The following is a 24,949-nucleotide window of genomic DNA, read 5'->3' as shown; positions in this document are numbered from 1 at the left end:
CATGCTGAGACTGTCCCGCACCTCCAAGATCGTGCTCGGCGTCATCGTCGCGATCGTGCTCGCGTTCATGTACATCCCGCTCGCGCTCGTCGTGCTCAACTCGTTCAACTCCGCCCGCATCGTGAGCTGGCCGGTCGCCGGGTTCTCGCTCGAATGGTGGGGCAAGGCGTTCACGAGCGAACCCGTGCGCGCAGCTCTGCTGAACTCGGTGCTCGTCGCCTCCGGGGCGACGGTGATCGCGGTGATCCTCGGAACGCTCGTGGCCTTCGCGCTCCAGCGGTACTCGTTCTTCGGCCAGCGCGCCGTGAACCTCCTCGTGGTGCTGCCGATCGCCCTGCCGGGCATCGTCACCGGTGTCGCGCTCAACAACACCTACAACCAGCTGCTCGAGCCCATCGGCATCCAGGTCGGCTTCTACGGCATGATCATCGCGCACGGCACCTTCTGCATCGTCATGGTGTTCAACAACGTGCTCGCCCGGCTGCGACGGATGAACCCCGGCATCGAAGAGGCGTCGAAGGATCTCGGGGCGAGCCCGTGGCAGACGTTCGTGTTGGTGACCCTCCCGCAGTTCCGCAGCGCTCTCATCGCCGGCGCCATCCTCGCCTTCGCCCTCAGCTTCGACGAGGTGTACGTCACGATCTTCACCGCTCCTCCCGGCGTCGACACCCTGCCGCTGTGGATCATGAACCAGATGGCGCGGCCCAACGAGGCCAACGTCGTCAACGTCGTCGCGACGGTCGTCATCGTCGCGTCCTTCATCCCGGTGTGGATCTCACAGCGGCTCGGGAAGGAGGTCGACGAGCGCCACTGACGCGGGCGCGGGCGTCGCCGGATGCGGTGCTCGCTCCGATCTGGGGGACTGCAGGGGGCTGCAGTCAGGCACACAGCAGTTTTCGGTCTTCCACGATCAAAGGAGTTCGTTGATGGAAAAGCGTATGAGCGACGTCGTCTTCTCACGGCGTGCATTGCTGGGCGGGATGCTCGGAGCGGGTGCGATCATGCTCGTCGGGTGCGGGCCGGATGAGGCATCGCCCTCGCCATCCGCAGGGAGCGGAGGAGGGTCCTACGACGTCATCGTCATCGGGGCTGGTTCCGCCGGAATGGCGGCCGCGCGGGAGCTGATGGACGCCGGCAAGAAGGTGATCGTGCTCGAGGCGCGCGACCGCGTGGGCGGGCGCATGTGGACCGACCGCACGCTGATGAGCATCCCGCACGAGCGGGGCGCATCGCTGTGTCACGGCGGCCCGGACACCGAGACCTGGGCCTGGGCGCAGAAGCTCGGGATCGAGGGGCGGAAGTTCGAGAACAAGTTCTCCCGCTACAGCCCGAGCACGCCGTGGGTCGGCTGGGACACCCCCGACTTCTACGCCTTCCCCGAGGGCACGCCCGCGCTCGCGGTGCCGCTGCCGGAACCGAGGGAGAAGGAGTCGGCGCTGCAGTACCTGGAGCGTCTCGGTATCGCCCCGACGAACTACCCGCTCGCGCTGCTGGGCATCCAGGTCGACACCGAGCAGTTCGCCGTCTACCCGGCCTACGGGGTGGTCGACACGCTGACCTCCTGTCTGACGGTGTCGAAGACCGGGGTGATCGAGCCCGACGGCTACGCCGGTGATTACAAGCTGCTCGCCCCGTACGTCGACATCCTGAACGCCGTGGGGGAAGGCGTGGAGGTGCGGTTGGAGACGCCGATCGAGACGATCGACTACTCCGGATCCGGAGTGAGCGTGCAGGCGGGATCCGAGACGTTCGAGGCGGATGCCTGCGTCGTCACGGTGCCCATCGGGGTGCTTCAGAAGCGGTCGATCACGTTCTCGCCGCCGCTGGAAGACGACCGGATGGCGGCCATCGACGCCGTGAAGCAGACCGTCGCGTACAAGACCATCCTCGAGTTCGACCACCCGGTGCGCCCGGAGAGCTTCGACATGGTCAACCAGCATGACGAGGGTCCGTGCCAGTTCTGGGACGAGTCCACCGGGATGCCCGGCTACGACGGCCAGCTCATCGTGGCCTGGGACACCGGGGATCGCGCGCGGGAGCTGCTCGCGCTGCCGGAGAAGGAGCGGTTCGATGCGGCGCTCGCCGGAGTGCGCAAGCTCGCCGGCGACCAGGGGGTGAACTACGTGAACGCGTCGAACTACGACTGGCGAAACGACGAGTTCGCCCTCGGTGCGTACGCCACGGGGGAGCGCGACGAGGACACGATCTACCGCCCGTCGAAGGACACGCTGTTCTGGGCGGGTGCGATCAAGAGCTCGGTCGCGAGCGCGCACTCCAGTGGGCTCGAAGCGGCGCAGGCGGTACTGGTCGCGTCGTAGCGGCGAGGGAGGAGAAGCGGGGCCGCCCACGCCGGTCCCGCTTCTCCATCGAACCCACGACTTTGACATAGGTCAAAATCTCGAATAGCGTCGAGCCATGGCTCAGGCACCCGATCGCGACGTCGTCTCCGACCGCATCACCGGTTCCACCGCCGCCGAGATCTCCGAGAGCGTGCGCGATCTCGTGGAGCGCGGCGAGATCGCCCCGGGCGATCATCTTCCCTCGGTGCGAGCGCTCGCGACGCGGCTCGGCGTCAACCGCAACACGGTGCTCGCTGCCTACCGTTCGCTGGTCACGGCGCGCATCGCGATCACGGGCGGTCGCACCGGCACGACGGTGCTCGGTCCCGCGCAGAACCCTGACGAGGGCTTCACCGCGGGGACGGTGCTCCGCGACATCGGCAGCGGCAATCCCGATGCCGCGCACCTTCCTGACCTCGCCGCCGCCTTCGCCGGTGTAGAGCCCGCGCACGTGCTCTACGGGGAATCCGTGATCGACCCCGCCCTGGCCGAATGGGCTACGGAGTGGATCGCCGCAGACCACCCTCGTCCGTTCCGTCTGTCGATCACCGCCGGGGCTGTGGATGCCGTCGAGCGCCTGCTCGCCCAGAGCCTGGTGCAGGGCGACCGCGTCGGCCTCGAAGACCCGTGCTTCCTCTCCAGCATCCACACCGCACGCCTCGCCGGATACGCGCCCGTCGCGATCCCCGTCGACCGCGAGGGCATGACTGTCGAGGGGCTGCGCGCCGCCCTGGCGAGCGGGGCCCGCGCGATCGTCTGCACGCCGCGCGCGCACAACCCGACCGGGGTCGGCATCACGGCGACGCGGGCGATGGCTCTTCGCGAGGTGCTCGCCGACCACCCGCACGTCCTGATCATCGAAGACGACCACTTCTCGCTGCTCTCCACGACGCCGTACTCGGGCATCATCGCGCCGACGCACGAGCGGTGGGCGCTGGTGCGCTCGGTGTCGAAGTTCCTCGGACCCGACATGCGCCTCGCCGTCACGGCATCCGATCCGGTCACCGCGAACCGGCTGGCCCTGCGGCTCAGCCCTGGCACGATGTGGGTGAGCCATGTGATGCAGCGGCTCGCCGCCGGGATGCTGCGCGATGCCGCCACGCAGAGTTCGATCGCGGAAGCCGGCGCACACTACGCGGCACGCAACCTCGCGTTCGTCGCGCTGCTGGCCGCACGAGGAGTGCGCGCGCAGAGCGACGACGGACTCAACGTCTGGGTCGACGTCGAGGGCGATACCGCCGAGGCCGCCCGTCTTCTGGCGGTGCGGGGCTGGCTGGTCCGCTCCGGTGCGGAGTTCGCGCTCGATCCGGAGAGCTCGCCCGGCGGCTCGCGCCTGCGTCTGACCGTGCACGACCTCGACGACGCCGATGCACAGCGTCTCGTCGACGACCTCGCCACCGTCATCGCCGGCGTGCGGGCCGAGGCATGACCGCGGGCAGTACGGCGGGTGCCACGCATCGGATCGGGCGCTCCTCCCGGCTGGAGGGCGTGCTGTACGACCTGCGCGGACCCGTGGCCGCGCGAGCAGCCGAGCTCGAGCGGAGTGGCGAGTCCATCCTCCGGCTCGACATCGGCAACCCGGCCCCCTTCGGGTTCGAGGCTCCGGCAGCGATCGTCGAGGCGCTGCGCTCCGCGCTCCCGCACGCGCACGGGTACTCGGAATCGGCTGGTCTGCCCGAGACGCGCGAGGCCATCGCCGCGCACTACGCCCACCGCCGCGGCTTCCCCGCTCTCTCGATCGACGACATCACGGTCGGCAACGGCGTCTCCGAGCTGGTCGGGCTGACGCTGCAGGCGCTGCTCGAACCGGGCGACGAGGTGCTGATCCCGAGCCCGGACTATCCGCTGTGGACCGCATCGACCGTGCTCTCCGGAGGGCGGGCGGTGCACTATCCCTGCGTCGAGTCCGAGGGCTGGATTCCGGATGTCGCGGCCATGGAGTCGCTGATCGGCCCGAGCACCGCGGCGATCGTCATCATCAACCCGAACAACCCGACCGGAGCGGTGTACGGGCGCGAAGTGCTCGAGCAGATCGCCGAGCTCGCCCGGCGTCACGGACTGCTGCTGCTCTCCGACGAGATCTACGACCGTGTCGTCTATCCGGGCTTCGTGCATCACTCCACTGCGCAGGTCGCGCCGGACGTGCCCTGCGTCACGTTCGCCGGGCTGTCCAAGACCCATCGTGTCGCCGGCTACCGTGCCGCCTGGATGACGACCACGGGGTTCGACGCCGACGACCCGTTCCTCTCGGGCGTCCGACTGCTGGCATCCATGCGGATGTGCGCGTCGGTGCCCGCGCAGCATGCGATCACGGCGGCTCTGACGCAGGATGAGTCGCTCGGCGCACTGGTCGCTCCCGATGGCCGGCTCACGCGGCAACGGGATGCGGCGCTCGATGCGTTCAACGTGATTCCGGGTGTCCGCGCCCAGGCCGCGGGTGGCGGGCTGTATCTCTTCCCGCGCCTCGATCCGGAGCTGCACCGCATCGACGACGACGAGCGACTGGTCCTCGACCTCCTCGATGCGGAGCGCATCCTCCTCGTGCACGGAAGGGCGTTCAACCTGCGCACCCCCGATCACCTCCGGATTGCCTTCCTCCCCGAGACCGACGTGCTCACCGATGCGCTCCGGCGCTTCGGTGCCTTCCTGAGCGGGTATTCGCCGCCGGGGAGCTGAGCGCCTCCGACCCGGTGGAGTGACCGAGTGGCCAGGTCGCGGTCCGCAAGACCGTGCACGCAGGTTCGATTCCTGCCTCCACCTCAGACCGGGCTCGAGAGAGCCGACGCCGACGAAGGGCATCCCTCATGGACGACGCTTTCATCCCCGCAGCCAAACCGCTCATCGGCGACGAGGAGGTGGCGGCCGTCGAGCGAGTTCTGCGCAGCGGGATGCTCGCGCAGGGCCCGGAGGTCGCCGCGTTCGAGGCGGAGTTCGCGGAGCAGTTCCTGCAGGGGCGCACCGCCGTCGCGGTCAACTCGGGCACGAGCGGGCAGCTGCTGGGCCTGATCGCTTCGGGGGTGGGCCCGGGAGACGAGGTGATCGTGCCCTCGTTCACGTTCGCCGCGGTGGCGAACTCCGTCGTCCTCGCGGGTGCGACCCCGGTGTTCGTCGACATCGAGCCGGTGCACTTCACCCTCGATCCGGCGCGGGTGCGCGCGGCGATCACCCCGCGGACGAAGGGCATCATGCCGGTGCACCTGTACGGGCATCCGTTCCTCGTCGACGAGATCGAAGCCGTGGCGGCCGAGCACGGTCTGGCGATCTACGAGGATGCGGCGCAGGCGCACGGCGCGGCCTGGCGCGGTCGTCCGGCCGGCACCATCGGCACGTTCGGGATGTTCAGCCTGTATCCGACCAAGAACATGACGGCCATCGAAGGCGGCATCGTCGCGTGCGCGGACGAGGACATCGCCCGCACCATGCGGCTGCTGCGCAACCAGGGGATGGAGACGCAGTACGCGAACGAGATCGTCGGGTACAACAACCGGATGAGCGAGGTGCATGCGGCCGTGGGGCGCGTGCAGCTGCGCAAGGTGGGGGAGTGGACCCGGCAGCGGCAGCGGAACGCGGCAGTGCTGGATGCGGCGCTCGCCGGCATCGACGGGCTCACGATCCCGCGGGTCGCCGACGGCGTCGAGCACGTGTATCACCAGTACACCGTGCGCATCGCCGACGGTGAGCGCGACCGCGTGCGAGATGCCCTGCGCGACGAGCACGCGGTCGGAGCGGGCGTCTACTACCCGATCCCCAACCACCGGCTGCCCTCGCTGCAGCGGTACGCCCCGGAGGCCGACCTGCCCGAGACCGAGCGGGCCGCGCAGGAGGTGCTCTCGATCCCGGTGCACCCGTCGCTCACGCCCGACGACCTCGGCCGGATCGTCAGCGGCCTCGAGGTTGTGATGTCGGCCGGCGGATGACCGCCGGGCCTCCGCTGCGGGGTCAGGCGGCCAGGGCGAGCCACGCGCGCGGCGAACGGCCGATGCGCTGGGCGAAGACCCGCGAGAACGCCGAGGCGCTGGCGTAGCCGAGCTCGGCGGCGACGGTGCTGACCGACATCCCGGCGCGGAGCTGCTCCTGTGCGACGGTCAGCCGCCAGTCGGTGAGGTGGTCTCCCGGCGATCGCCCGAGGACGTCCTTGAAGCGTGCGGCGAATGCGCTGCGCGACATGTTCGACCGGCGGGCCAGCGACTCCAGGTTCCAGGGGTCGCCGGGTGCCTCGTGCATGGCGACCAGTGCCGGGGCGAGGCGTTCGTCCGCAAGGCCGGGAAGCAGGCCGGGCGGGAGATCGAGTCGACCGCTGTTGTCGAGCATCCACCGCAGCAGCTGGATCAGGACCACCTCGAACATGCGGTCGGCGACGAGCGGGCGTCCGCAGCGGACGTTGTCGACCTCGGAGAACAGCAGATCGAGCGCCGGGGCGAGGGCGGCGACCTCGTCGAGGGGCAGGACGATCGTCGAGGGGAGCGTGCGCACGAGCGGATGAGTGGCACCGCCGTCGAAGTCCAGCGTCGCGCAGGCGAAGTCCGATTCGTCGGTCGGCGCGTTGAGGAAGGTGTGATCGAGCGGGCGGGGGAAGAACAGCAGGCTGGGTCGCGTGATGAGCTCGCGCTCGGTGCTGCCGTCGGGGCGGCGGTGCGTCACCTCCATCTCGCCGCGACGCAGCACGTGCAGGTAGCCATGGCCGCTGCTCGCGGGGAAGACCGTCGTGCCGCACAGGGGGCCGGAGTGAAACAGGCGCGTGCGCACGCGGAACCGCTCGAGCAGCGCAGTGAGGCGGTCGACGGAGGGCATACCTCCAGTATCTGGACGATCCGTCATGAATGCAAGACGTTCTGGTGCGGATCGTCCGACGGTACCCGGAAGACTCGAGGTGAGGCCGATCGGCCTCACTCGGCTAACGAAGGAGCATCGCATGCCCAACGTCTCACTCATCGAACGCGAAGCGGCCACCGGTCCCGTCAAGGAGCAGCTCGACCAGATCCATGGTGCCTTCGGCACCGTGCCGGCGATGTTCCGCGCCGTCGCCAACTCCCCGGCTGCCCTGACGAGCATGTGGAGCGCATTCGGTGCGTACGGGGGCGGCACCCTCGGTGCGGCGCTCGGCGAGCAGATCGCCGTGGCGGTCGCCGACCGCAATTCGTGCGACTACTGCCTCGCCGCGCACACCGCGCTCGGCAAGAAGGCCGGCCTGACGCGCGAGACGCTCGCCGCAGCACAGCTCGGCGAGTCCGACGATCCGCGCACCGCGGCGCTGCTCGCGTTCGCGCTGAAGCTCGTCGACGCCCGCGGTCAGGTGTCTTCGGCCGATGTCGACGCGGTCCGCGCGCAGGGGTGGAACGACGAGCAGATCGTCGAGACCATCGGTCAGGTGGCGCTGAACCTGTTCACGAACTACGTGAACATCGCCCTCGACGTCCCGGTGGACTTCCCGAGCGTGGCACTGCGCCGCGCGAGCTGAAACGCCGCAGAGAAAGGGCCGGGTCCGTGAGGTCCCGGCCCTTCGTCGTGCCGGCCTAGCCCGCGTCGGTGGAGCGTGCCCGGCCTTCGACGTCGTCCAGCCAGGCGCCGATCGCGGTGCGAGCAGCGGCCTCGAGCCGCGGACCGTGGTTCCTGGCCTGCTCGCGTATCGTGCGCGGGTCGATGCCGTGGTGATGCAGTTCGTGCGCGTGTCCGATGAGCCAGTTCCCGATCGTGCGATGGTCGGCCTCGAGGTGGAACTGCAGTGCGAGCACGGCGTCGGTGCAGAACGCCTGGTTCGGGAAGTCCGGAGTGCGAGCCAGATGGCGGGCGCCGTCGGGAATGGTGAAGGCATCGCCGTGCCAGTGCAGGACGGGAAGTCCGTCGAGGGGGCGGAGGGGGGAGTCGTGCCCTTCCGTGGTGAGCTGGAGCGGGGCATAGCCGATCTCCACCGCACCCGTCGGACGCACCTCGGCGCCCATCTCCTCGGCGATCAGCTGTGCACCCAGGCAGATGCCCAGCAGTGCCCGGCCCTGGCGCAGCCGGTGGGCGATCGCCTCCTTCGACGCGTGCAGGAACGGATAGGTCGCGGTGTCGTACCCCCCGATCGGGCCACCCAGCACGATGAGCAGGTCGGCATGGTCGACGCGGTCGATGTCGATCGCCTGCGTGCCGAGGTCGACGTACTCCACGTGATAGCCGCGCTCGATCAGCAGCGGTTCGAGGATGCCCAGATCTTCGAAGTGCACGTGCCGGAATGCGAGGGCGAGGCGTGGCGGCGATGCGGGGGTGGTCATGAATCGGAGTCTCTCGGAGAAAGGGAGGCGAAGGTGTGGGATGGTAATTTTGACCTATGCCAAAATTACCACATGTCACCCGCGCTGGATCGTGGCAGTTCACGGATGCGGGGCTGCTCTTCGACTGCGACGGCGTGCTGGTGGATTCTGCGGCCGCTGCCGCCCCGGCGTGGGCGGAGTGGGCGCGCAGCTACGCGCCGTCCTTCGACTTCCTGCGGGACGCAGAGCACGGCATGCGTCCGAGCGAGGTGGTCGCCGCTCTCGTGGGTCGGCGGGCTGCGGATGCGGCGACGGCGCATCTCGTCGCCCTCGAGATCGAAGCGGCCGTGCACACGACCGAGATCGCCGGTGCCGCGCGGATCGTCGGCTCCCTGCCCTCGGGAGCGTGGGCGGTCGTCACGAGCAGTAACCGCGCTGTCGCGACGGCGCGGCTGCGGAGCGCGAGAGTGCCCGAGCCGACGATCCTCGTCGCCGCGGAAGATGTCGAGCGCGGCAAGCCTGAACCCGACCCCTACCTCCTCGGGGCGCGCCGCCTTGGGCGCAGCCCCGAGGAATGCGTCGTGTTCGAAGACTCGGTGCCCGGCATCCGGTCCGCACGGGCGGCTGGTGCCGGAGTGGTGATCGGCATCGGGGCCGCGTCGGCGGGAGGGAACCCCGATCTGGTGATCGGCGACCTTCGCGATGTGCGGTGGCGTGAGGGGGTCCTGGCCGTGGATGTGGCGGGCTTCCGCGACTGAGGCGCGTCGACCGGTGAGTCTGCGCGCATCCTCGCCGACCTAGGGCCGTGTTACGCTTTGGCCTATGTCAAAAACAGAACGATCGGATGGGGTCGAGGATCGATACCCCACGGCGTTCACCGTCGACGATTTCCACCACAACATCGCGGATGTTCGGGCGCGTATCGACGAGGCGGCGCGCCGAGCCGGGCGGCGCCCGGAAGAGGTCGCGCTGCTTCCCGTGAGCAAGACCGTGCCCACCGAGCGCGTCAGGGTCGCCATCGAGTCGGGCATGCGACTGCTCGGAGAGAACAAGGTCCAGGAGGCGGTGCGCAAGCACGGCGAGACGACCGACCTCGACGTGTCGTGGTCGATCATCGGGCATCTGCAGACCAACAAGGCAAGGGACGTCGCCGCTTTCGCCACGGAGTTCCAGGCCCTCGACCGGCTGCGAGTCGCCGAAGCGCTCGACCGGCGTCTGCAGGCGGCCGGACGCAGTCTCGACGTCTTCGTGCAGGTGAACACCTCAGCCGAGGACTCCAAGTTCGGGATGCCGCCGGAGGAGTTGCCACCGTTCCTCGAGGCGCTGCCCTCGTACCAGAGCCTTCGCGTGCGCGGGTTGATGACCCTCGCCATCCTGACGCCCGACGACCAGCGCGTGCGGGAGTGCTTCTCGCTCCTTCGCACGCTGCGAGACCAGGCCAGAGACGACGCCCCCGACCTCATCGGCGCCGGCGAGCTGTCGATGGGCATGTCCGGCGACTACGAGATCGCCGTCGAGGAGGGGGCGACGTGCGTGCGCGTCGGACAGGCGATCTTCGGCGCCCGCGCCCTGCCGGACAGCTACTACTGGCCCGAGGCCTGAGACCGCGTGCGGCGGTGCGGCCGCGTTCAGTCGTCGGTCCGGAAGCCTGCCGCCTTGTGGGTGCCGTCGCAGAACGGCTTCACCGCCGACAGCCCGCAACGACACAGGGCCATGGTGCGGCGATGCGGCTCGATCGTCTCCCCGTCGGCCGTGTACAGCTCGACGGCACCGCGCACGAGCAGCGGTCCGTCCGGATACGGCGTGATCGACGCCGGCTCGCTGCGGGCGCTCATGACGCCACCCGCGGTCGGAGGGAAGAGGTGCCGGCCGACCAGGACTCCAGGATGTGCTCGCCGCTCCAACCGTCCACGGTCAGGCAGGCCACCGCGCCGAACAGGATGTCCGGCAGCATCTCGGGGTGGTCCTCGGCGAGACTCCCGGCAAGGTCGCGTGCGGCGATCTGCTCGTGCACCGCATCCGCCTCGACGTGCTCTTCGAAGTAGGCCGCCACATCCGGATCGAAGCCCAGCCGGTGCAGGCCGTCCGCATACAGGCGGCAGGGGATCGACGAGGTCATCTCGTAGGCGGCCAGGTGCCCGACGATCGAGCCGACGAGACGGCGATTGAGCCCGAACAGCGACATCATGTTGTGCGATGCGAGGGTGATCGCCGGGACATCATCGACGTACGCGCCGTAGGTCGCGTCGAGCCCGGCGGCCCGCATCGCGCGCGCGAACAACTCGGCGTGCACGCGCTGCGGACGACCTCCGCCGTACTCGTCCGACTGGATCTCGACGAGCGCGGCCTTGGCGCGTCCCTCCAACCGGGGGATGGCCCACGAGTGCGGATCCGCCTCACGCAGCGTGTAGACCGAGCGCAGGATGAGCGTCTCCTCCGCCTGCTCCCTGGTGGCCTTCTTCGCCATGTGCCGCGCGACGCTCGGACCCGTGTCGGCGGCGGCCAGTGCGAACAGAGCGCGCCCGACGGCATCGACGGTCGGCTCGGGGGATTCCGGCATCGGCACCCTCGCGCGCAGCGTGCTCTCGAACGCCTCCTCGAGCACGCGCCGGGTGGCGAGGAGGGCGGGATCCCACTCCAGGTCGGCGTCGAGCTGCGGGAGAGACCCGTAGGCCGAGGCGTAGAGGACGAAGAGCGCGAGCTGGATGTCGTCATCGCGCACGATGTCGGCGCTCGCGGCGACGGCGGCGCTCGCGAGGGCCGTGTGGTCGGAGATGTCGTCGACCGTGAGGCGGGAGATGATGGCGCGGCTCAGCGGTCCGCGGTCGGTGAAGGGGAGGGTGGTGGTGAGGGCCGAGGCAGCGGCGGATGCGGACATGATTCTGACTCCGATCGGTGCGGTCATCAGCATCCTCGCGCGGAAGCGCGGAGCGGATATAGGGACTTGACTCGGGCGCTCGCTCAGGGCATGCGGGGGGTCGGCTGCCGCCGCACTCCGTCATCGCGGTACGGCCTCAGAGAATCCAATACCTGTGCGCAATGGTCCATGGACTGAAGTCCGTGCGGCGCCGATCCTGGATTCATGTTCACCTCCAACGGATACACCCTCGACGAATCTGCCGCGCGGATGGGCTGGATGGAGCCCGTTCCGGACGCGATCCGCGGCGACAAGGACGCGCTGTGGGAGAGACTGCGTCGCGACGGCTACCTGTTCCTGCCGCAGCAGCTCGACCCCACCCTGGTGAAGGAGTTCCGCGAGTACTACTTCACGGCGATGGCCGACACCGGGATCATCGCTGCGGACTCCGATCCCGCCGTCGGTGTCGGCGCTCAGGGCGAGATCGACCGGGCGAAGATCCGCTCCGCTCTGTTCGACGACATCGTTCCCGGCGAGCGCTACGCGGCGCTCACCGGCCACCCCGATGTACGCGGGTGGTTCGAGTGGTTCCTCGGCGAGGACGTGCACCTGCACAAGCGCAAGATCATCCGCCACATCCGTCCGGGGGAGTCCGGGATCGGCACCGCGACGCAGGCTCACTACGACCTCGTGTATCTGCGTGAGGGAAGTGAGCGCGTGCTGTCGATGTGGATCCCGCTCGGCGACTGCCCGGTCGAGCAGGGCGGCCTCGCCTACCTGGAGGGCAGCCACCACTGGGCCCTCGCCGACGAGCGCGAGCGAGGCGACAAGCCCCCGGCCGCATCGATCACGGCCGATCTTCCGGGCCTCGCCGAGAAGCACGACGCCCGGTGGCTCCTGGCGAACTACCGGGCGGGCGACGTGATGGTCCACTCTTCGTACGTCGTGCATGCCAGCACCGACAACGTCGATCCGCTCGACCGCATCCGGCTGTCCACCGACATCCGCTACCAGCGTGCGTCCGAGCCGATCGACTGGCGGTGGCAGGAGCACTGGCACGAGGACGACGGATTGTGAACGACGTGTTCGACCTCGGGAACTCCGCCCCCGACTGGGACGCCGAGAACCGCTCCGCCCGGAGCGCCGTCGACATCGGCGGCTGGCTCTACGACTGGAGCGAGTATGCGACCAGCGCCGAGCCGGTCAAGGGATGGTCGCATCACGGCGTCGTGGTCGGCCCCGGCGGTGAGGGGCTCGTGGTGGCTTCGCCCGATGGTCACGCGCTCGTGCGACTTCGCGGAGGACGAGGGTCGCGCACCGCCGACCTTCCCGTGACGGAGTGCCATGGCATGAGCGTGGACGCGTTCGGTTCGGCGTACGCCATCTGGATCGCGGACAACGGTACGAAGTTCGACCACCGCGAGCGAGGCGAACACCTCGACATCGATCGACCGGGCCAGGTCGTGCGGGTCGATGTCTCGGGCCGGGTGCAGCAGGTCATCGACGACAGGGGGCTCGACGACGGCTCCCGCGGGTGGCGTCCGACGGGTGTGACGAGCGAGTCGGAGAAGGACGGAGGACGCATCTGGGTCGCCGACGGCTACGGCCGCAGCCGCGTGCACTGCTTCTCCCGAGAGGGCGAACCGCTGTGGACGACCGATGGCGGCGACAGCGGTCTGGCTCTCGCCTCGCCGCACGCGATCATCCTCGACACGCGTCGACCCGTGCCCGAGCTGCTGGTGGCGGACCGGAACAACAGGCGGATCGTCGTGCTCGACACGGATGGCCGGTTCCTCCGCGCCTATGGCGAAGGCGAGCTGACGAGCCCTTCGGGGTTCGCGTTCGACGGGGACTGGGTGTGGGTCACCGAGCTGCACGGCGCGATCGTGGCCTTCGGGTCGGATGAGACGGTCGCCGCCAGGTTGGGCGACACCGACGGAGTGGACGCGCCGGGCTGGCCGAACACGATCGTCGGCGAGGAGGTGGAGCGCTCCGCCCTCACCCCGGGGGTCTTCCGGAGCCCGCACGGCATCGCGGTCGACGACGCAGGGACGATCGCGATATCGGAGTGGGTGATCGGCGGGCGCGTCATCGTGCTCACCCCGCGCTGATCCGCCGTCGCCGTCAGCGGCAGGTCTCGAAGACGTGGTCGTCGTCGGACGGGGTGACCAGGTCGCGGTCGCGGAGCACCATCGACGCCGGGGAGTCGTCGTCCGCGCACATCTCGGCGAACGGGCGGGGGAGCTCGTCGGCGTACTCGATGTCGATGACGTGCTCGCCGTAGACGGCCGCGTAGGCGCCGCACTCGACGTAGACCGCGCACTCCTCGGTCACGGCGAAGTCGAAACCGGCCTGCTTATGCAGCACAGCCGCATCTTCGGCGGCATTCTTCTGTCCGGCCGCGAGTCCGGCCGCATGGGCGGCGTCGACGAATGCGGCGGCCAGAGCCAGGTTGTCGTCGAGCGAGAGGGTCCCGTCCGACCGCGAGTACGAGTCGAGGTTGTCGAACTCGACCGCATCGAAACCGTCATCCGCGCATCCCTCGATCCAGGGGGTCACCGTGGCGGCGATCCGGTCACGGCGTTCGGCGCTCGATGTGTCGAGCAGCGCCTCGTCGGGCCAATCCGGGTCGAAGACCACCTCGCCGTCGCGCTGGAGCAGGAGGTCGCGGGGCCAGGAGTCGAGTTCGGCGGGCTGCGTCTGGAAGCCGTTGACGTAGCAGATGGAGTACACGCCTTCGGCCGGTTCCGCGCTCCGATCCCGGCCGACGATCCCGACCTCGGGCGCCGGTTCGTAGGCGCCGCCGAGCTGATAGTCGGGGGTCGCTCCGGCCGGCGGAAGGTCGTAGGACGCGGCGGGTGCGGGCGATTCGCCGGCGCCGGATGGATCGGAGGGCGTCGCGCATCCGCCGAGCCCCGATGCCAGGATCGCGACGGCGAGCAGTGTCCCCGCACGGCGCGTGCGCGTGGTCATGCTCACTGCGGGGCGCCGGAGGCGGCGACGTCGGCCGCTGCCGGCTCGGAAGGGTTGCGGCGGATGCCGATCCACGACACCACTCCGCCCACGACGAGCAACGCGGCGGTCACCCAGGCGGCGCTGTGGAATCCGTCGAGGTCGAGCGTGCCGCCGACGATGGTCGAGAGCATGGCCACGACGAGCAGACCGGCGACGCGGGAGACGGCGTTGTTCACCGCCGAGGCGATGCCGGAGTGGTTCTCGTCGATCGCGCCGAGGATGGCTGCGGTCAGCGGCGCCACGGTGAGCGAGAGGCCGAGGCCCATCACGATCATCGCGGGCAGCACCTGCCACCAGTAGTCGAAGTCGGCCGCGACGAGCAGCAGCATGAGCGCACCGGCCGCCATGATCAGTGGGCCGACCGTCATGAAGATCCGCGGCCCCCACCGGCCGGCCCACTGTCCGGCGCGCGAGGAGAGGAGGATCATCAGGATGGTCATCGGCAGGCTCGCGAGCCCGGCCGCCGTGGCGCTGAGACCTGCGCCCTGCTGCAGGTACACGCCGACCACGAACCCGTTGAGCGACAGGGCGGCGTACACGAAGAGGGTGGCGAGGTTGCCCCAGCCGAAGTCGCGCACCCGGAACAGCCACAGCGGCATGAGCGGCGAGGTCGAGTGCTGCTGGCGCCACAGGAACAGGGCGAACAGGGCAGCGCCGACGACCGCGGGGATCCAGATCGCCGGCGACTGCCACCCCATGTTGGGCTGCTCGATCAGGGCGAACACGACGGCGCCGAGGCCGACCGCGCACAGGGCACCGCTCGACCAGTCGACTTTGATGCCGCGCGGGTGCTCCGGCAGCTTGAGACGGGCGAGGAGCAGCAGGGTGATGCCGATGGGGATCACGTTGATGAGGAAGACGAAGCGCCAGGAGAGGTAGTCGACGAACAGGCCGCCGAGCAGCGGGCCCACCAGTTGCGCCGCGGTGGTGAACGCGGTCCACACGCCGATCGCCCTGGACTGCACGTCGGCGCGCATGGTCGCGGTGATGAGTGCGAGCGAACTCGGCACCAGCAGCGCGCCGGCCGCACCCTGTGCAGCGCGGGCGATGATCAGCATCAGCGGGTCGAAGGCTGCGGCCACGGCGATCGATGCCACGCCGAACGCGATCAGGCCGATGCGCATCACGAGCACGCGCCCGTAGGCGTCGGAGACCGAGCCGGCGAGCAGGATCAGCGCGCTCAGCGTGATCAGGTACGCATCGACCACCCACTGCTGAGTGGTGATGCCGCCGCCGAGTTCACGGCTGATCGCGGGCAGGGCGACGTTCACGACGGTGCCGTCGAGGAACGTCACGAACGATGCGAGCACGGCGATCGAGATGACGAGCCGCTGGAGAGGGGCGAAGGAGGCCACAGGCCGACATTACTCCCGGCGGGGGACAGTGGGGCGACGGCGGTCAGGATGCCGGCGTCGGTGCGGGCTCCTGCCGTTCTTCCTGGGCGTCGGGTCGCGGTGCAGGCGGTGCAGGAATGGGTGCGGGTGCTCCGGCGCGGAGGAGGCGCGCGAGCCCGGCCGTCCCGTCCTGCGCGACGCTGCGGCGCTGCCGGCTCGCCCCGGTGCCGGCGCTGCGCAGCCGAGCGAGACCATCGCGGACCCGCTCCTCGTCGCCGAGTCGACGAAGCGCGGGGGCGATCACGGCCTGCATGCGCTCGGCGACGGTGCGCGCATCGTCGACCTCGCCGGTGGTCGGGTCGATCACGCGGGCATCCATGCCGCGACGAGCGGCGGTCCACAGCGACGCATCGATCACATCCGCACCGATCATGGCCGGAGGCTGGTCATCCGTCAGCACGATCGCGCGACTGAGCAGCGCGGCGAGCACCGATTCCTCCGGAGTCAGCTGCGCATCGAAGACCCGCACCTCGACCGTCGGGTAGCGGTCCGAGATCCGCACCGCCCAGGCGAGCGACGCGGCATCGGCGATGGCATGGAGGTCGATGAGTCGCTGCACCCCCGCGCGGTAGTCGGTGAGATCGCGGAAGTGCGGCGGGCTCCACGATGCGGGCAGCCGACGGATCTGGATGCTGCGCCAGCTGGCGAAACCCGTGTCACGGCCCTCCACGAACGGGCTGTTCCCGGTGAGAGCGAGCAGCACCGGCAGCCAGCCGCGCACCCGGTCGAGTGCGCGCACGCGCTCCTCCTCATCCAGGACCTCGACGTGCACGTGGAGCCCGTTGACCTCATGATCGCGGCTCAGATGGCCGAGCTGCTCGGCGACCACGTCGTAGTGCGGGGAGGGGGAGATCGTCGAAGAGCGCGTCGTCGCGAAGGGCGTCCCGGATGAGGCCGCGATCGCGTGCTGCTCCTGGGCGTGCCACCCGATCAGCTCCCGCAGGTGACGCAGCTGCGCCTCGGCATCCGCTCCGGTCGACACGGGCTCGGTGAGGCATTCGATCTGCGAGGTCAGATACTCCGTCGTGACCTCGCCGCCCGTGCGGAGCCGGGTGATGCGCTCGCGCGTGCCGGCGGCCAGAGCCACGGGCGCCAGCGAGTGCTCGTCGAGGAAGAGGAACTCCTCCTCGACGCCGAAGCGGGTCATCCCCGGCCTCAGTGATTCCTGAGGGCGGAGATCAGCTCGGACTTCCGCTTACCGCTGTAGCCGGTCAGGCCCAGCTCCTTCGCCCGCTTGCGCAGCTCCGGGACGGTCCAGTCGTCGTAGTCTCCGTGCTCTCCGCCCCGGCGCCCGACGGCGCTGCGCCCTTCCTTGGCGGCGGCGTTCGAGATCCGTGCGGCCTTCTCCTTCGAAGCCCCGTCGTCCCTGAGCTCTTCGTACAGCTCGGGGTCCTTCAGCGAATTGTTCCGTCGTCCTGGCATGTGCTCTTTCCTTTCGCGCACTCGGAGGGTGGAAGTCAACCCCCTCTGGGGGATGGCTCGTGGAGGCTAACGTGGGGGCACCGCAGTCGGGCGTTCGCGCCCCGAAAGAAGGGAAAGACCGATGAACATCCTCCTGATCATCGTCATCGTCGTCGCAGTGATCCTCGCGATCACCGGAGGACTGGTGCAGTCGCTCCAGTTCCTCCTGTGGGTCGGACTCGTCCTCCTCGCGATCGCTGTGATCGCCTGGTTGATCCGAGCGATCAGCGGCAGCCGCAAGGTCTGACCGAGGTCTGATCCCGAAGAGGTGGGGCCCGCCCGATGGCGGGCCCCACCTCTTTTCAGTTTCCGGGGACTCTCGTCCTACTTCTTGTCGAACGCGTCGCGCACGCTGTCGCCGGTCTTCTGAGCCGCGTCCTTGACGTTCTCGCCGGCCTGCTTGGTCGACGCCTTCACCTGGTCCGCCTGACCCTCGGTCTCGAGTCGCTCGTTGTCGGTGAGCTTGCCGACGCCTTCCTTGACCTTTCCGGCGGCCTTCTCGGCGGCGTTCTTGATGTCATCTGCAGCACTCATGCTTGCTCCTCTCATGGGGCGGATTCGATTGATCCCGACACTTCCACGCGGGCGCGGAACGGGCCACGGGATTGACAATCAGCGCGGGTCATGTCAGCGTTCCGCCCCATCGACGCGGGCCCGGCGAGGGGCTAGCCTGGCGCCAGGCGGGTGGTCCTGCCCGCGGACCTCGAAGGAAGCGGTGAGCGATGGACTCGATGATGATGGGCGCCATGTCGAAGAACATGGAGTCGATGCCCGACATGGGGATGATGGACATGTCCGTCATGCAGGCGTGCATGGATGCGTGCGCCGCATGCGAGCAGGCCTGCACGGTGTGCTCGACGCAGATGATGGACTGTTCGCCGGCGTGCATGAACTGCGCCGACATGGCAAACACCATGATGCGCTCGATGATGCGGATGCAAGGCATGACCCCGGCCGCGATGATGGCGATGCTCAACGCGTGCATCGCGATGTGCCAGGTCTGTATGGACCAGTGCATGCGGCACGCCGACGACAGCGACGTGTGCCGCATGTGCGCTCAGGCATGCCAGGCGTGCATGGATGCCTGCATGGCCATGAAGGACATGATGATGGCGAGCGCCTGAGCGGCGGTCGCTCTTCGCGGCCCGGCGGTGACGGGTCGGGTCAGACGGTGACGGGTCGGGTCAGACGGAGGCGACGTTGAACTGCGTGCGCCCGACGGCGAGCACGCCGTAGCGGACGTGCAGTGCGACCGGCGTTCCCGGGGCCGCTTCGAGCGCCGCACCCGAGGCGTTCCACAGTGCGTGGACCTCACCGTCCAGGGTGCGCACCACGAGGTCGCCGGTCACGGCATCCGTCGCCACGACCAGGGCGTCGACCCACCCCGCGGGCGTCGCCGAAGCGATGCGCGCCTGGATCAGATGCAGCGCGTGGCCGGGTGCGAACGAGGAGCACCGGTCGCCGTGGCTGCACATGCACGCCGCACGCTCACGCACCGGGAGGGGCGAAAGGCGGTTCAGCGGCGTGGACACGGTGGTCTCCTTCGGGATCGACGTTCCGGAAAGACTAAGACGGCTTCGGTGTCGGAGCCAGGCCGTCCGACACGCAATGAAACAAACGGGTGTAGGCTCTCGGGGTGCTGTCGTCGATGAGCGCCCTTCGGGCGCAGAGCGGAGCTGCAGGCGCCTTCCGCGCCGCAGGCAGAGGCTGAGGACCAGCCGGAGGCGGAACCCCCGTCCCCGGTGCTGCGTCATACCCCGGCATCCGTCCGGGACCCTCACCCGATCGACTCGCCCTTCGTGGCGACCACTCCGAAAGCACTTCTCTCATGCGTCCCATCGACGAGCGCGGCATCCGCGCCTCCTTCCTCAACGCCTCCCGCAAGGAGGTCTCCGACCTGACCCTCCCGCCCGGCTTCGCCGAGATCGACTTCGATCGCCTCGACTTCCTCGGCTGGGTGGACCCGAAGATGCCGCGCCGCGCCTACGTCATCACCTGGATCGACGACGCCCCGGTCGGTGTCTTCCTGCAGCGTGCCGAGCAGCGCGTGATCGCCCGGGCGCAGTGCTCCTGGTGCGAAGACGTCACGCTCCGCAACGACGTGCAGCTGTTCGTGGCACGCAAGGCCGGCGCTGCCGGGCGCAAGGGCGACTCGGTCGGCGTTCTCACGTGCGCCGAGTTCGGCTGCAACCGGAACGTGCGCATCCTCCCGCCGCTCGCCTATCAGGGCTTCGATCGCGAGTTCGCGCGCGACCTGCGCATCCTGCGTCTGCAGGAGCACGTTGCGGGCTTCCTCGCCGAGGTCGCCGGCTGATCCCGACTTCGGTTGCTCCGGTCGCAGTTTCTGCCGCTCGCGAGGCGCGTGGGCGACAGAAACTGCGACCGGAACGGCGGGGGTGGATGACCGAGCTAGGCCATCCGGGCGCGCACGTGCGCCCAGGCGGGTGTTGACAGCTGCGCCGACCGGCGGGCGAACTCGTCGAAGCTGCGGCGTCCCGGCCAGTCGGCCGGCAGCATCGACGGGGGGAGCCCCGGATCGGTGTACGGCAGCACCCGCCAGCGGTCGATGAGGTGCACGTACGCGGCGAACGGCTCGGCGGGCAGGGTGCGGAGAGAGGTCTGGAAGGTGAGGTGCTCGGTACGCAAGGCCTCGAGGTCCCACCACTGCGCGGCGGCCTCGACGAGCGTGCCGGCCGGTGCGGGGGCGGATGCCTGGAACAGGGTCGCCCAGCGGCGCGCGTCGAGTTCCTCGAGGATCTGCTCCACCTCGTCCTGGAGATGCCCGGGACAGATCCACAGCGCCGGTGACACGACGCCCGCGCCGATCCACTGCAGGCGGCGACGCAGCTGATGACGGATGCTCCGTGCGCTCTCAGGGATAGAGAACGAGACCAGGCACCAGGGATCGGCATCCGTCATCTCGCGCATCTCGAAGATGCGGCGGTCACCGCGCTCGAGCATCCCGATCGCCGCGGGGTTGAGCCGGTAGCCGATACCGTCATCGCGCTCTGCGAGCAGGAGCCCCTTCTGCTTCAGACGCGTGATGCCGGTGCGGGCGGGGCCTGCCGCGATCCCGAGGTCGCCGGCCAGCGACACCAGGTCCGCCGTCGAGATCCAGCCGCCGAGCGGGCGCAGGAACACTCCGATGAGCGTCCGCAGCAGCGAGGCGGTACTGCCCGGGCGCGCATCGATGTCGTCGAGCACGGGCGCGGCGGCGAGGTCAGAAGTCACCGGACTCCAGGGCGTCACGCACGGCCAGCACGCCGGTGATCGTCTCGACGTGCGAGGTGCTCAGCGGGGAGAGCCCGAGCCGGATGCCGTCCGGGAAGCGGAAGTCGGGGATGATGCCGTCGGCCCACAGTCGCCGCGTCACATCGCGGAAGTCCGGGTGCCCGATCGTCACATGGCCGCCGCGGAGATCGGCGTCGCGCGGGCTCAGCAGCCGCACGCCGAGGGGCGCGAGCACCTGGTCGTACGCACGCACCGCGAGGTCGGTCAGCGACTGCGACTTCGCCCGGACTCCGGCGATCGTGGACTGCTCGATGAGGTCGAGCATCCCCTGCATCGCGAGCATCGAGGTCACCGGCGGGGTGCCGCTCAGCAGCTGACGGATGTCGCCCGAAGGCACGTACGCAGGTCCCATCGCGAAGATGTCGGCCGCGCTCCACCAGCCCTGGATCGGCTGACGCAGCACGCCCTGGAGTCCGTGGCGCAGGTAGGCGAACGCGGGGGAGCCCGGCCCGCCGTTGAGGTACTTGTAGGTGCAGCCCACCGCCATGTCGACGCCCCACTCGTCGAGCTGCATCGGGACCACGCCGGCCGAGTGGCAGAGGTCCCACATCATGAGCGCTCCGGCTTCGTGCGCCGCCGCCGTGATGCCGGGCATATCTGCCAGGGCGCCGGAGCGGTAGTCGACGTGGCTCAGCGAGACCAGGGCCGTGCGCTCGGAGACGACGGCCTCGACGTCGGCGACGGTCACGCCGTGCACCGGATCGGGTTCGAGCCAGCGCAGGGTCATGCCGGTCTCGGCGGCGACACCCTCGGCGAGGAACCTGTCGGTGGGGAAGTTGCCGGCCTCGATCACGAGCTCGGTGCGGTCAGGGTCGGCGGCTGCGGCGGCGCGCATGAGCTTGTAGATCAGCACGCTCGTCGAGTCGGCCACCACGGTCTGGCCGGCGGCGGCACCGAGCGCCACCCGGCCGATGCGGTCTCCGAGCTCCATCGGCAGCGCCATCCACTGCTCGTCCCAGGAACGGATCAGCCGGGTGCCCCAGTCCTCCCGCACGAACGCGGCGAGCTTCTCCGGGATGTCGCGCAGCGGACGGCCGAGCGAGTTGCCATCGAGGTAGGCCGTGACGCCCGGTGCCTCGGCGAATGCGTCGAGGTGGGCGCGCAGCGGGTCGGCGGCGTCGAGGGCGCGGGCGGCGTCGAGCAGGTCGGTGTCGCGGGGATCGGTCATGGTCATACCTTCAGGTCTGCGGGGGTGAGGGGGCGGGCGGCGAGCGGGTCGGCGGCCGCGGGGGAGCTGCCGGGGAGCAGCAGGAGATTCGAGTCGGGGTCGAGCGGGTCGACCGGGGAGAGCGCCCGCAGGAGAGCGGCATCGTCGAGCCCGGCCTCGCGGAGGGCGGCGACCTCACGCGGATTCAGGTCAAGGGGCATCGGGCCGTTGCCCAGATCGGTGCCGTAGAGCACGGTTCCACCCGCCGTGTGGAAGCGGCGCACGTTGTCGATCGCGACCGCGCGCGCGGGGTCGTCGTGGATCGCGAGGGTCGAGATCCACGAGGCGCTGGCCGACTGCCGGGCGATCTGGTCATCGTCGAGTCGTTCGGTGAAGGGCGCGTGGGCGAGGCGGGCGGCGCCGAGACGGATGACCCGCTCGGCTTCGCCCGCGCCCTCGGCGTGCGCGACGACGAGGAGTCCGTGGTCGGCGGCCAGCTCGACGATGGTGCGCAGGAGCTCGTCCGTGAAGACGGGCCCGGCGACGCTGTTGCTGGTGACCTTGATGCACGCGGCTCCGGCCTCGGCCATCTCGGTCACCGCCGCGGCGGCGGCATCCGCATCGGAGATCTCGCGCACCGAGCCGTCCGGTGCCCAGGCCCGGTCGGACGGGTAGCCGAGCGGCGCAGTCAGGAAAGCCCCGGCGAACTCGATGCGGACCGGGTGAACGGCGAGCCGCTGAACCACATCGGGATCTCCGCCGAGATCGACCACGCGGCCGAGGCGCGAACCCGACAGCTGGGCGTGATCCACCAGTTGCAGGTGCACGTGGTGGTCGGTGAATCCGCCGACGACGACGCCGTCGAGGCGGGGGAGCCCGGTGGCCGGAACCTCGTCCCGCAATCGCACGCGCCCCTCGACGAGCTCGACGACGCCCTCGCGCCAGCCGATCCCGTCGAAGAACGTGACGGCCTTCATCAGCTGCCGATCTCCGTGCGCACCGTGTAGAGCTCGGGGAAGAAGGTGAGATCCAGGGCGCGCTGCAGGAAGCCGACGCCGCTGGAGCCGCCGGTGCCGACCTTCATGCCGATCGTGCGCGCGACGGTCTTGAGGTGTCGGAAGCGCCAGAACTGGAAGTTGTCCTCGAGGTCGACCAGGTCTTCGCACGCCTCGTACAGATCCCAGTACCGGCTCGGGTCCTGGTAGATCTCGCGGATCGCCGGCACGAGTTCGGGCGTCTCGCGGTAGGGCTCGCGCACGTCGCGGTCGAGGATCGCAGCCGGCACGGGCAGTCCACGACGCGCGGCGAAGCGCAGGAACTCGTCGTACAGCGTGGGCTTCTCCCACTCGGCGGTGAGCAGCGCGAGGTTGGCGGGGTGGTCGGCGAAGACGGTCAGCATCTTCTCGTTCTTGTTGCCGAGGGCGAACTCCACCGCGCGGTACTGCACGGACTGGAAGCCCGAGGAGTTGCCGAGTGCGCCGCGGAACTGCGCGTACTCGGTGGGGGTGAGGGTGGCGAGCACCGACCACTGCTGCGTCATCACGTCCTGGATGCGCTTGACCCGGGCGATGCGCTTGAGCGCCTCACGCAGGTCGTCGCGTGCCAGCAGCTCGCGCGCGGAGGAGAGCTCGTGCAGGAGCTGCTTGAGCCAGAGCTCGGTGGTCTGATGCTGGATGATGAACAGCATCTCGTCGTGGTGCTGCGGTTCGCTCACCGGATGCTGCGCAGTGAGCAGCTGGTCCAGCGCCAGGTATGACCCGTAGGTCATCCGTCCGGACAGGTCGGTGACGATCCCGGACTCGAGGGCGCGTTCGTTCTCGGTGTGCATGCGCCGAACATATCACTTCTGCGGCGAGCGTCACAGAAGTGAAATGTCTGGGTCGGTGTGCGCCGAGCGACGGCCCATCCGTCGGGAGGAATCACGGATGCAGGAAGGATCCGCGGCGATTCTCCCGACATCCGTCCGTTCTCCCGACATCCGTCCGGCCGGAGCGGGTCAGGAAAGGTCGTGTCAGCGCGTGGTGTTCGCGTCCAGGAAGTCGATCGTCTTCTGCAGGGCGGTCCGTGCATCCGGCAGGTCGAGGTGGAACTGATACTCGTGCGGGAGCTGCGGCTCGTGCGGTGCGGGCCAGAACTGGGTCGTCACGTCGACTCCGAGCTCGTCCAGGCGCTGGGCCATCGGGATCGACTGCAGCCAGGTGAGTCCGTCGCCGTTGCCGCCGGAGATGTAGGTCGTGGGGAAGTCCTCGGTGACCCAGTCGATCGTCGACATCGTGGCACCGGTCGAGTCCTCGGCCCAGGTCTTCGTGCCCGAGTACGCCCACATGGCCGACTTCAACCCCCAGCCGGCGAGCCCGTCGAGCTGCGCCAGCGCCGCGAGGTCGTACACGCCGCAGTTGAGGATGGTCGCGGCCAGCTGGTCGGCCTCGAGCGACGGGGTGATGCCCATGATCTCGGCGTACTCCGGGCTGGTGATGAGGGTCGCCATCTGGCTCGCCAGCTGTCCTCCCGCGGAGTCGCCCGCGAGGACGATCTGCTTCGCATCGACGCCCAGCTCCTCGGCGTGCTCATCGATGTAGGCGAGGGCGGCGTCGAGCTGGTGCACGGCGAGCGGGTACACGCCCTCCGGACCGATCGTGTAGTTGACCGCGATGGTCGTGTAGCCCTCGGCGGCGAGGATGCGCATGTACGGGTCGACGTTCTCCTTCGAGCCCGAGATCCAGGCGCCGCCGTGGATCCAGACGACGGTCGGCAGGGGGTCGTCGGCGGATGCCGGGCGGAAGACGTCCATCGTGGTGTCGGCGCCGTCGTCACCGTACGCGACATCCTCCTGCACGGAGAGCTTCGTGTCGGGGACGTGCTTGTCCATCTCGGCGGCCGTCTCGTTCCCGCCCTTCGTGAACACGGCACGGATGACCATCGCGGAAGGCCAGGGCGTGATCGTCCCGACGATCGCGACCACGGCGACCGCGGCGAGGATGATGCCGAGCGTCACCTTCGTCCGGTGCCACGGCTTGCGCACCTTCGTCGGGCGTGCGGATTCTTCGGTGTGCGCGTCGATGCTCATGGACCCCTCCACCGATCAGTGTGCCAGCACTCCGGTGCCCCCGCCGCCGTGGGAAGGGCGCCCACAACCACACAGGAAGCCAGCCCGGGGGCAGAGGGTGTGGGCCGGCCGGGGGGGCAGCCCCCCCGCAGAGGATAAACGCGAA

General features: G+C 69.5%; 28 protein-coding genes and 1 tRNA gene. 14 read left to right on the top strand and 15 right to left on the bottom strand.

Features of this window, described 5'->3' with window-relative positions; genetic code table 11:
- Nucleotide 1: 1 nt before the first annotated feature.
- The 6 genes from ACWGO6_RS11120 (at nt 2) to ACWGO6_RS11095 (ending at nt 6,256) form a co-directional block, all read left to right on the top strand.
- Nucleotides 2-814 (top strand): ABC transporter permease, encoded by an 813-nt coding sequence (locus ACWGO6_RS11120; RefSeq protein WP_136043135.1) that lies wholly within the window; start codon nt 2-4, stop codon nt 812-814.
- Between the two features lie 112 nt (nt 815-926).
- Nucleotides 927-2,318, top strand: a complete 1,392-nt coding sequence (locus tag ACWGO6_RS11115) for a flavin monoamine oxidase family protein (protein ID WP_452326727.1) — start codon at nt 927-929, stop codon at nt 2,316-2,318.
- Between the two features lie 97 nt (nt 2,319-2,415).
- Nucleotides 2,416-3,768, top strand: coding sequence for an aminotransferase class I/II-fold pyridoxal phosphate-dependent enzyme (locus tag ACWGO6_RS11110; protein ID WP_452326726.1), 1,353 nt, complete (start codon nt 2,416-2,418; stop codon nt 3,766-3,768).
- On the top strand, nt 3,765-5,015 hold the full coding sequence (locus ACWGO6_RS11105; protein ID WP_452326725.1) for a pyridoxal phosphate-dependent aminotransferase: 1,251 nt from the start codon (nt 3,765-3,767) through the stop codon (nt 5,013-5,015). The genes ACWGO6_RS11110 and ACWGO6_RS11105 overlap by 4 nt, the downstream gene beginning before the upstream one ends.
- A gap of 13 nt (nt 5,016-5,028) precedes the next feature.
- Nucleotides 5,029-5,099 (top strand) — tRNA-Cys (locus ACWGO6_RS11100).
- 44 nt (nt 5,100-5,143) lie between these two features.
- The gene (locus tag ACWGO6_RS11095; protein WP_452326724.1) at nt 5,144-6,256 is read left to right on the top strand and encodes a DegT/DnrJ/EryC1/StrS family aminotransferase; all 1,113 of its coding nucleotides are present in this window, start codon (nt 5,144-5,146) and stop codon (nt 6,254-6,256) included.
- A gap of 22 nt (nt 6,257-6,278) precedes the next feature.
- Here ACWGO6_RS11095 and ACWGO6_RS11090 read toward each other — a convergent pair whose 3' ends face one another.
- On the bottom strand, nt 6,279-7,130 hold the full coding sequence (locus ACWGO6_RS11090; protein WP_136043139.1) for an AraC family transcriptional regulator: 852 nt from the start codon (nt 7,128-7,130) through the stop codon (nt 6,279-6,281).
- A gap of 121 nt (nt 7,131-7,251) precedes the next feature.
- Between ACWGO6_RS11090 and ACWGO6_RS11085 the strand changes: the two genes are divergently transcribed.
- Nucleotides 7,252-7,797 (top strand): carboxymuconolactone decarboxylase family protein, encoded by a 546-nt coding sequence (locus ACWGO6_RS11085; RefSeq protein WP_452326723.1) that lies wholly within the window; start codon nt 7,252-7,254, stop codon nt 7,795-7,797.
- Nucleotides 7,798-7,852: 55 nt separating this feature from the next.
- Here the strand turns inward: ACWGO6_RS11085 and ACWGO6_RS11080 are convergent, their stop codons facing one another.
- A complete protein-coding gene (locus ACWGO6_RS11080) occupies nt 7,853-8,593 on the bottom strand; it encodes a glutamine amidotransferase (protein WP_452326722.1) in 741 nt (246 codons plus the stop codon).
- A gap of 56 nt (nt 8,594-8,649) precedes the next feature.
- On the opposite strand from ACWGO6_RS11080, the gene ACWGO6_RS11075 reads away from it, so the two are divergent.
- Together ACWGO6_RS11075 and ACWGO6_RS11070 are read left to right on the top strand one after the other, a co-directional pair.
- The gene (locus tag ACWGO6_RS11075; RefSeq protein WP_452326721.1) at nt 8,650-9,330 is read left to right on the top strand and encodes an HAD-IA family hydrolase; all 681 of its coding nucleotides are present in this window, start codon (nt 8,650-8,652) and stop codon (nt 9,328-9,330) included.
- A gap of 64 nt (nt 9,331-9,394) precedes the next feature.
- Nucleotides 9,395-10,174 (top strand): YggS family pyridoxal phosphate-dependent enzyme, encoded by a 780-nt coding sequence (locus tag ACWGO6_RS11070; protein ID WP_452326720.1) that lies wholly within the window; start codon nt 9,395-9,397, stop codon nt 10,172-10,174.
- 26 nt (nt 10,175-10,200) lie between these two features.
- Here the strand turns inward: ACWGO6_RS11070 and ACWGO6_RS11065 are convergent, their stop codons facing one another.
- The gene (locus ACWGO6_RS11065; protein ID WP_136043144.1) at nt 10,201-10,407 is read right to left on the bottom strand and encodes a CDGSH iron-sulfur domain-containing protein; all 207 of its coding nucleotides are present in this window, start codon (nt 10,405-10,407) and stop codon (nt 10,201-10,203) included.
- A complete protein-coding gene (locus ACWGO6_RS11060; RefSeq protein WP_452326719.1) occupies nt 10,404-11,477 on the bottom strand; it encodes an iron-containing redox enzyme family protein in 1,074 nt (357 codons plus the stop codon). Before ACWGO6_RS11060 ends, ACWGO6_RS11065 begins: the two co-directional genes overlap by 4 nt.
- Before the next feature lie 177 nt (nt 11,478-11,654).
- Here ACWGO6_RS11060 and ACWGO6_RS11055 point away from each other — a divergent pair, with 177 nt between their 5' ends.
- Nucleotides 11,655-12,506: a phytanoyl-CoA dioxygenase family protein gene (locus ACWGO6_RS11055; protein ID WP_452326718.1), complete on the top strand. Its 852-nt coding sequence runs from the start codon at nt 11,655-11,657 to the stop codon at nt 12,504-12,506.
- A complete protein-coding gene (locus ACWGO6_RS11050) occupies nt 12,503-13,540 on the top strand; it encodes an NHL repeat-containing protein (protein WP_136043146.1) in 1,038 nt (345 codons plus the stop codon). Before ACWGO6_RS11055 ends, ACWGO6_RS11050 begins: the two co-directional genes overlap by 4 nt.
- Nucleotides 13,541-13,553: 13 nt before the next feature.
- Here ACWGO6_RS11050 and ACWGO6_RS11045 read toward each other — a convergent pair whose 3' ends face one another.
- Genes ACWGO6_RS11045 through ACWGO6_RS11030 form a run of 4 tightly spaced genes read right to left on the bottom strand, consistent with a single transcriptional unit; the run spans nt 13,554 to nt 17,260 of the window.
- Nucleotides 13,554-14,402 (bottom strand): endo alpha-1,4 polygalactosaminidase, encoded by an 849-nt coding sequence (locus ACWGO6_RS11045; protein ID WP_452326717.1) that lies wholly within the window; start codon nt 14,400-14,402, stop codon nt 13,554-13,556.
- Nucleotides 14,403-14,404: 2 nt separating this feature from the next.
- The gene (locus tag ACWGO6_RS11040; RefSeq protein WP_452326716.1) at nt 14,405-15,799 is read right to left on the bottom strand and encodes an MFS transporter; all 1,395 of its coding nucleotides are present in this window, start codon (nt 15,797-15,799) and stop codon (nt 14,405-14,407) included.
- A 43-nt stretch (nt 15,800-15,842) separates the two neighbouring features.
- Nucleotides 15,843-16,985: a carboxylate-amine ligase gene (locus ACWGO6_RS11035; RefSeq protein ID WP_452326715.1), complete on the bottom strand. Its 1,143-nt coding sequence runs from the start codon at nt 16,983-16,985 to the stop codon at nt 15,843-15,845.
- An 8-nt stretch (nt 16,986-16,993) separates the two neighbouring features.
- Complete coding sequence (locus ACWGO6_RS11030; protein WP_105528701.1) at nt 16,994-17,260, bottom strand: DUF7218 family protein; 267 nt, start codon at nt 17,258-17,260, stop codon at nt 16,994-16,996.
- Nucleotides 17,261-17,381: 121 nt separating this feature from the next.
- Between ACWGO6_RS11030 and ACWGO6_RS11025 the strand changes: the two genes are divergently transcribed.
- Nucleotides 17,382-17,546, top strand: a complete 165-nt coding sequence (locus ACWGO6_RS11025; protein ID WP_017201713.1) for a hypothetical protein — start codon at nt 17,382-17,384, stop codon at nt 17,544-17,546.
- 77 nt (nt 17,547-17,623) lie between these two features.
- Here ACWGO6_RS11025 and ACWGO6_RS11020 read toward each other — a convergent pair whose 3' ends face one another.
- Entirely contained in the window at nt 17,624-17,833 is a 210-nt protein-coding gene (locus ACWGO6_RS11020) for a CsbD family protein (protein ID WP_136043151.1), read from the bottom strand.
- Between the two features lie 212 nt (nt 17,834-18,045).
- Between ACWGO6_RS11020 and ACWGO6_RS11015 the strand changes: the two genes are divergently transcribed.
- Nucleotides 18,046-18,423, top strand: a complete 378-nt coding sequence (locus ACWGO6_RS11015; protein ID WP_376100927.1) for a hypothetical protein — start codon at nt 18,046-18,048, stop codon at nt 18,421-18,423.
- A gap of 60 nt (nt 18,424-18,483) precedes the next feature.
- On the opposite strand, the gene ACWGO6_RS11010 is transcribed toward ACWGO6_RS11015, so the two are convergent.
- Nucleotides 18,484-18,831, bottom strand: coding sequence for a hypothetical protein (locus ACWGO6_RS11010; protein WP_136043153.1), 348 nt, complete (start codon nt 18,829-18,831; stop codon nt 18,484-18,486).
- Between the two features lie 296 nt (nt 18,832-19,127).
- Here ACWGO6_RS11010 and ACWGO6_RS11005 point away from each other — a divergent pair, with 296 nt between their 5' ends.
- Nucleotides 19,128-19,613: an FBP domain-containing protein gene (locus tag ACWGO6_RS11005; RefSeq protein WP_452326714.1), complete on the top strand. Its 486-nt coding sequence runs from the start codon at nt 19,128-19,130 to the stop codon at nt 19,611-19,613.
- Between the two features lie 95 nt (nt 19,614-19,708).
- Here the strand turns inward: ACWGO6_RS11005 and ACWGO6_RS11000 are convergent, their stop codons facing one another.
- The 5 genes from ACWGO6_RS11000 to ACWGO6_RS10980 all read right to left on the bottom strand — a co-directional run bounded on the left by ACWGO6_RS11000 (nt 19,709) and on the right by ACWGO6_RS10980 (nt 24,804).
- Nucleotides 19,709-20,530: a PaaX family transcriptional regulator gene (locus tag ACWGO6_RS11000; RefSeq protein WP_136043155.1), complete on the bottom strand. Its 822-nt coding sequence runs from the start codon at nt 20,528-20,530 to the stop codon at nt 19,709-19,711.
- Complete coding sequence (locus ACWGO6_RS10995; protein WP_452326713.1) at nt 20,520-21,758, bottom strand: kynureninase; 1,239 nt, start codon at nt 21,756-21,758, stop codon at nt 20,520-20,522. Before ACWGO6_RS10995 ends, ACWGO6_RS11000 begins: the two co-directional genes overlap by 11 nt.
- A gap of 2 nt (nt 21,759-21,760) precedes the next feature.
- On the bottom strand, nt 21,761-22,714 hold the full coding sequence (locus ACWGO6_RS10990) for a hydrolase (RefSeq protein WP_452326712.1): 954 nt from the start codon (nt 22,712-22,714) through the stop codon (nt 21,761-21,763).
- Complete coding sequence (locus ACWGO6_RS10985; protein ID WP_136043158.1) at nt 22,714-23,565, bottom strand: tryptophan 2,3-dioxygenase; 852 nt, start codon at nt 23,563-23,565, stop codon at nt 22,714-22,716. The genes ACWGO6_RS10990 and ACWGO6_RS10985 overlap by 1 nt, the downstream gene beginning before the upstream one ends.
- A 183-nt stretch (nt 23,566-23,748) precedes the next feature.
- Complete coding sequence (locus tag ACWGO6_RS10980; protein WP_452326711.1) at nt 23,749-24,804, bottom strand: alpha/beta hydrolase; 1,056 nt, start codon at nt 24,802-24,804, stop codon at nt 23,749-23,751.
- Between the last annotated feature and the right edge of the window lie 145 nt (nt 24,805-24,949).

The sequence above is a fragment of the Microbacterium sp. NPDC055665 genome (assembly GCF_053618035.1).
This window is presented reverse-complemented; position numbering and strand designations above follow the sequence as displayed.